Consider the following 6000-nt stretch of genomic DNA (forward strand, 5'->3'; position numbering starts at 1 on the left):
GAAAATGTGCACGCTGTAATGTGCGCCGGACCAGGTATTGCTATTGCCCATGGTCGCCTGCCGGGTTGTCCAGCGCCGGTCCCGTCGCACCTTAAGGATGTTTCCGGGAGTGAAGCAGAAATTTCTCCTAGCCCGCCCGGTGGTGCATCCGCCAAACTGCCAGTTCGAGAGGGCGCTGCGGCACTGCTTCTGCCGGTCCCGTCTTTTTCCTGCATCCTGCAGCGCGTTGCCGCGCTGGGGACTTTCAAAAAGGCTTACATGCACCAGCCTGGGGAGGAGCAGCCGCTGTCCGTGGTGGCTGTCGACGATCATCCGTTCATCGTCGAGTCGATTCGCGTCAATCTGCAGCGGCACGGCCGCTATGCGCTGGTAGCGGAGGCCGGCGACGGGGTGGAGGGTTTGCGCGTCCTGCGGCAATTGCGTCCCGCGCTGGCCGTGGTGGACATCAACCTGCCGGGCCTGGACGGCCTGGAAGTCGTGCGGCGGGTGTGCGCGCTGGAGCAGCCGACACGGATCGTCGTGTTCTCGGGCGGCGATCCCGGGCGCGATGCGCAACTGGCGCGCTGGGCGGGCGCGAGCGCCTATGTGAACAAGTCCCACCCCTTCCATTTGCTGGCGGCCGCTCTCGATATGGTGAATCAGGGCTATGCGGCCTTTCCCGATGCCGTGAGCAACGCGTGTGTCCAGGGCGAAGCCGGCGGCGGGATGGCGCGGCTGACACCGTGCGAGTTGCGCATGTTCCAGCTGCTCTCGGACGGGCTCGGCGATCTCGAGATCGCAACGCGGCTGGGCATTTCCGCGAAGACCGTGGCCACGCTCAAGCAGAGGGCCGCCAGGAAACTGGACAGCCAGAACGATCCGGGGCAGGTGCCGCCGGACCACTGAGGCCGGGCGGGGCAGTACGCATTCGGGCATGCATGTGTTGCCGGCCTACGCGCCCTCGCACGGTATGCACGCAGGTCCGCGAGCCTGCCTATAATGCCGGATCCCACCTCCAGCCCGCCGCATGCGGCGCCACGGCTTGCCATGACGATCCTGCTCGATGCCCGCATTGCGCGCACCCTCGATGCCCTGACTGAACGCCTGACTGCCATGCCGGGCTCGCGTGTGGAAGCATGGGTGTTCGAGGATGCCGACGCGCGCCGCGCTGCCGCGCTGCGCCTGGCCGACGCCGGCGTGACGGCGGTGATCCGCAGCGCATACAAGCCGTTGCTCCATTTCTTTCTCGACGAGCTTGGCCTTGACGGCGACGGTACCGGCATCGCGGGCGTGCGCCGGATCGCCGTGCGAACGCCTGCTGCAGGCACCCGCGCGCAGGCGCAGCGGTTCCGCCTGGAAACCTACCCGCTGGCCGGGATGCTGCCTGAAGGCCGGCTCAGCCTGGACCAGGGCGATGCCGACGGGCACTATAGCGTCGAGCTGGATGGCGCCGTCCATCGTGTCTTCGTGCCGCTCGCGGCGTCGGGCGCGCCGTGCGGGTGGTTGCGGCTCTGGCAGGGCGACATCTGTCTCGAGGACGGCCCGCTGGCCACCGAATTCGAGCTTGGATTCGCGGCCGCCATGGCGGCCATCCGCAACCATGGCTGGAGCCGGCAGGCCCCCTATTTCGACGTCCTGCGCATTGCCATCGACACGGGGGGCATCGAGCGAGCGCTGTCCTACCAGGACGAGTGCATCAGTACCCGCGAAGCCCTGCACGAGGATCTCTATTTTTCGGTGCTGGAATTCTTCCAGGACCGTGCCGGCCTGCCGCGCGGCGATCGCACCTTGCAGCCCGGGCAGATCGTGCCCGACATCCGCCCGTGCGACGGCGCTACACGGATACGGGTGGAACTGCTGCCGCATCCTCGCGCGGCGGCAGCCGCGGACGACACGGCCACCACCGCGCTGCGCGCCGACGCGCTGGCCGTATTGCCGCGCCCGCTGACGCCGGACGAAGCGGCCCTCGCCATGCATGCGCTGGGCGGCAAGCGTTTCCAGGCGAATTCAACGCAGGGGCGCCTGGTTCACGGCACCTGCATCGAAGGTGCGCTGCCGGGACTCGTGATCTCGGCTGGCCAGCACGCCAACGAGAGCTCCGGCGTGGTGGGTGCGCTGCGCGCGGCGCATGCGCTTGCATTGCACCCGGGGGCGCACTTCGCGCTGGTCGCGATGGAAAACCCCGATGGCGCAGCCTTGCATGCCCGCTTGCGCGAGGACAACCCCCGCCATATGTCGCACGCCGCCCGCTACACGGCATTGGGCGACGATCTCGAGGCGCGCATGGCACCGCCGTTTGGCGAGAAGGCGGCGCGCCTCGAAGCCATCGCGCGTACCGGCGCGGGACTGCACCTCAGCCTGCATGGCTATCCGGCCCACGAATGGACGCGGCCGCTCACCGGCTATGTGCCGCCGGGTTTCGAGAACTGGACCCTTCCCAAGGGATTCTTCCTGATCCTGCGGCACCATGCCGGACGCAATGGCATGGCCTTCATGCATGCGCTGACGGCGCAGCTCGCGGCCTCGCCGGAACTGGCCGCCTTCAACGCCCGGCAACTCGCCACCTGGGGCCGGCACGCCGGCGAGGTGCCGTTTCCCGTACTCAACGGCATTCCCTGCATGATCGTGGAAGATCACCGCTCCACGGTGCCCTTCACGCTGGTTACCGAATTTCCGGACCAGACGATCTACGGCGATGCCTTCCGGCTGGCCCATACGACGCAGATGCGCGCGGTGCTGGGTGCGGCGGAACTGTACTGGGCGGGCCTGCTCGACTAAGCCGGGGAACCGCGCCAGGGGCACGTGGCTTGCGGGGCCGCCGGGCGCCCGGGGGCATCGGCGATGCGGCGGGCTGGATGCGCGCGCTTCCCCCCAGGGGGCAGCGCGGCATGCCGGGGGAGTCAGTGGACAGTGCGCGTTGCCTTGGCGTTGGGCTCCCTGGCCGCCGTACCTTCGACGGCCGCGCTTTCCTCCTGTTCGATCAAGGAGCCCGCGAGGCTGAGCGCAGCCTGCATCTCTTCGCGCGACAGGCCGGACGATAGCGCGAGCCTCACGGCAAGGGACGCCAGTCGTGCGACTTCATAACTCGGGATTGCCATCTCAACTCCTAGGATCAAGGCCATGCCGGCAGAATCGGCGGCGGCGGACGCCTTCCCGCGTCCGCGCCAGTCAGTCTTCAGTATGGTTCACCGCGCGGCTCGTTGCCCAGGGAGAATCTCGCGGTGCCGTGCCGTGCCGTGCCGTGCCGTCTCAGGCAGGCAGGAAGCCTTCCACGGTGAGATAGCGCTCGCCGGTGTCGTAGTTGAAGCCCAGCACCCGGGCGCCAGCCGGCAGGCCGGGCAGCTTCTGGGCGATCGCGGCGAGGGTGGCGCCGGACGAGATGCCCACCAGCATGCCTTCCTCGCGCGCGGCGCGGCGGGCCATCTCGCGGGCCGGTTCGGCGTCGACCTGGATCACACCGTCCAGCAGCTCGGTGTCGAGGTTCCTCGGGATAAAGCCGGCACCGATGCCCTGGATCGGGTGGGGCGCGGGTGCGCCGCCGGAGATGACCGGCGAGGCCACGGGCTCCACCGCGAACACCTTCAGTTCCGGCCACCTGGCTTTCAGCACGCGCGCGCAGCCGCTGATATGGCCGCCCGTGCCCACGCCGGTCACCAGCACATCGATGCCCTGCGGGAAGTCCGCCAGGATCTCCTGCGCGGTGGTCCTGGTATGGACCTCGATATTGGCGGGATTCTCGAACTGCTGCGGCATCCAGGCGCCCGGCGTGGCCGCCACCAGTTCCTCGGCACGGGCGATGGCGCCCTTCATGCCCTTTTCGCGCGGGGTCAGGTCGAAGGTGGCGCCGTAGGCCAGCATCAGGCGGCGGCGTTCCACCGACATGCTGTCCGGCATCACCAGCACCAGCTTGTAGCCTTTCACCGCGGCAACCATGGCCAGGCCGATGCCGGTATTGCCCGAGGTCGGCTCGATGATGGTGCCACCGGGCTTGAGCACGCCGGACTGTTCCGCGGCTTCGATCATCGACAGCGCGATGCGATCCTTGATGGAGCCGCCGGGATTGGAACGCTCTGACTTGATCCAGACCTCATGGGTATCGCCAAAGAGCCGCTGGACACGGATATGCGGCGTATTGCCAATGGTTTGCAGGATGTTGTCGGCCTTCATCTAGAGTCTCCGGGGATGGGTTGGAACCGGGCCCGCAGGCGGGTCCGGACAAGCATGCAGAGGAGGATTCTAGCCGGCTGCCGTTTGCGGCATGTGATTTCGGTGCCATGGCGCCCGCTTCCAGCACCAATGTATGATCCGCAACATTTCCGAACGCGGCGCGCGACCGGAATCTTGCCGGTGCGGATTGCCGTAGTGCACTTCTTTGTTTGAGAAAATTCTATACAGCGGCCGGCCGGAATCCCCAATCTTCACAGTGCGTGACAATTGTTGACATTACGTATGCGTCACATGGCCTAGCATTAGTTTCCTTGCCGGGGCAGGATGCGAACCGTTGTATTGCTGCGTTCGGGCACAATGGCGCCATGGGCCGGACCGTTATCGTGATATTTTTTCCGATCCGAAAAACGATAAAAGTGCTAAAAGTGCCGAGGCAGTAGAATTGCGTTCCGGCGCTCGCCTGGCGATGGCCTGACGATGGCCGGGGGGCGGTTGCAAAACCTGCATGGCATTGCCCGCGCACCCTGTCCGGCGAGCGTCGTCGGCGGCGCTTTGCAAGCGCGCGGAAGCGGATCGGAACCAGCGCATCCCCGCTTGGCCGGCAACGGTTACGCCGTCATGCCGGCGCGCCGGTCGGTGCTCCTAGTCCGAAATGCTTATAGGCATGATCGCGTGCATGCCTCAAAATCTCCGTTGCAGTGCTTGAATAAGCACTTCAAGTTTGGCCTGCGAAGGGACTACCGGGAATTCCCGGTAGCGCGGGAAGTCTGGAAGGGATAGCTACACCCGGATGCATCGGCTGGCGGCACCACGCATGACAAGGCGTGGGCAAGCTAAGCGACGGATCCGGGGCAGTGCATAAGAATTGAAGAAAAAAGGGGCTCAGCAAGTGAAATGGTTGCAATTGGACGGCGTCATGCGCCGCGTGGCCGGTTTGGGGCAAGCCAGGCGCGGCACGCCGACGGCCAGGGCGTGGAGTGGCGTCCTGCTGGCCGCAATCGCTGTCTGGCTGTGCCCGGCGCAGGCCCAGACGGCGCAGCTGGAGCGGCCGGCTGCAGCCCGGGCTCCCAATATTGCCTTCCACTACGGCAGCAAGCCGCCGGTGGACGCTCTCCAGGCCTTCGATATCGCGGTGGTCGAGCCGGACAGCGGCTTCGACCCGCGGCGCGTGGCCACCCCCGATACGCAGTGGTTCGCCTATGTCAGCATTGGCGAAGTCGCGCCGTCGCGCGCTTACCTGAAGGACATTCCCAAAGCGTGGCTGACTGGCAATAACGATGCCTGGGGGGCCCGTGTGGTCGACCAGGCCGCCGAGGGCTGGCCGGCTTTCTACGTGGACAAGGTCATCGCGCCGTTGTGGGAGCGCGGTTATCGCGGCTTCTTCCTCGATACGCTCGATTCCTACCAGCTCGTGGCCAGGACCGATGCCGCGCGCGCCAGCCAGGAAGCCGGCATGGTGGCGGTGATCCGCGCCATCAAGGCGCGCTATCCCGAGGCCAGGCTGATCTTCAACCGCGGCTTCGAGATCCTGCCGCAGGTCAACCAGCTGGCCTATGCGGTGGCCTTCGAGTCGCTCTACCGGGGCTGGGACCAGGCCGGCAAGCGCTTTACCGAGGTGAGCGAGGCGGATCGCAACTGGCTGCTTGGCCAGGTGCGCACGATCCGCGAGCAATACCGCCTGCCGGTGATCTCGATCGACTACTGCCCGCCCGCCGACCGCCAGTGCGCGCGCGATACCGCGGCGCGGATCCGCGCGCAGGGCATCATCCCCTATGTGGCCGACCCCGGCCTGCAGACGGTCGGCATCGGCAGCATCGAGGTGATGCCGCGCCGCGTGCTGGTCGTGCAGGACCG

At 66.8% G+C, this 6000-nt stretch carries 5 protein-coding genes; 3 read left to right on the forward strand and 2 right to left on the reverse strand.

Features of this window, described 5'->3' with window-relative positions:
• Window positions 1–258 precede the first annotated feature (258 nt).
• Together AC3FOF_RS42710 and AC3FOF_RS42715 are read left to right on the forward strand one after the other, a co-directional pair.
• Complete coding sequence (locus tag AC3FOF_RS42710) at window positions 259–885, forward strand: response regulator transcription factor (protein WP_017229132.1); 627 nt, start codon at window positions 259–261, stop codon at window positions 883–885.
• A gap of 141 nt (window positions 886–1026) precedes the next feature.
• The gene (locus tag AC3FOF_RS42715; RefSeq protein WP_488730112.1) at window positions 1027–2757 is read left to right on the forward strand and encodes a M14 family metallopeptidase; all 1731 of its coding nucleotides are present in this window, start codon (window positions 1027–1029) and stop codon (window positions 2755–2757) included.
• 122 nt (window positions 2758–2879) lie between these two features.
• Here AC3FOF_RS42715 and AC3FOF_RS42720 read toward each other — a convergent pair whose 3' ends face one another.
• Both AC3FOF_RS42720 and cysK read right to left on the reverse strand, forming a co-directional pair.
• The gene (locus AC3FOF_RS42720) at window positions 2880–3077 is read right to left on the reverse strand and encodes a hypothetical protein (RefSeq protein ID WP_488730113.1); all 198 of its coding nucleotides are present in this window, start codon (window positions 3075–3077) and stop codon (window positions 2880–2882) included.
• Window positions 3078–3228: 151 nt separating this feature from the next.
• On the reverse strand, window positions 3229–4146 hold the full coding sequence (gene cysK / locus AC3FOF_RS42725) for a cysteine synthase A (RefSeq protein WP_017229134.1): 918 nt from the start codon (window positions 4144–4146) through the stop codon (window positions 3229–3231).
• Window positions 4147–5062: 916 nt separating this feature from the next.
• Here cysK and AC3FOF_RS42730 point away from each other — a divergent pair.
• Window positions 5063–6000: endo alpha-1,4 polygalactosaminidase (locus AC3FOF_RS42730; RefSeq protein WP_488730114.1), on the forward strand; the 938-nt coding region annotated here is incomplete at its 3' end.

The sequence above is a fragment of the Cupriavidus sp. 96C5-1 genome, from assembly GCF_057798855.1.

What these genes read in the sequence shown, in the direction of transcription:
- AC3FOF_RS42710 (WP_017229132.1), top strand. Translation starts at nt 259, where the DNA reads ATGCACCAGCCTGGGGAGGAGCAGCCGCTGTCCGTGGTGGCTGTCGAC.
- AC3FOF_RS42715 (WP_488730112.1), top strand. Translation starts at nt 1,027, where the DNA reads ATGACGATCCTGCTCGATGCCCGCATTGCGCGCACCCTCGATGCCCTG.
- AC3FOF_RS42720 (WP_488730113.1), bottom strand. Translation starts at nt 3,077, where the DNA reads ATGGCAATCCCGAGTTATGAAGTCGCACGACTGGCGTCCCTTGCCGTG.
- cysK (WP_017229134.1), bottom strand. Translation starts at nt 4,146, where the DNA reads ATGAAGGCCGACAACATCCTGCAAACCATTGGCAATACGCCGCATATC.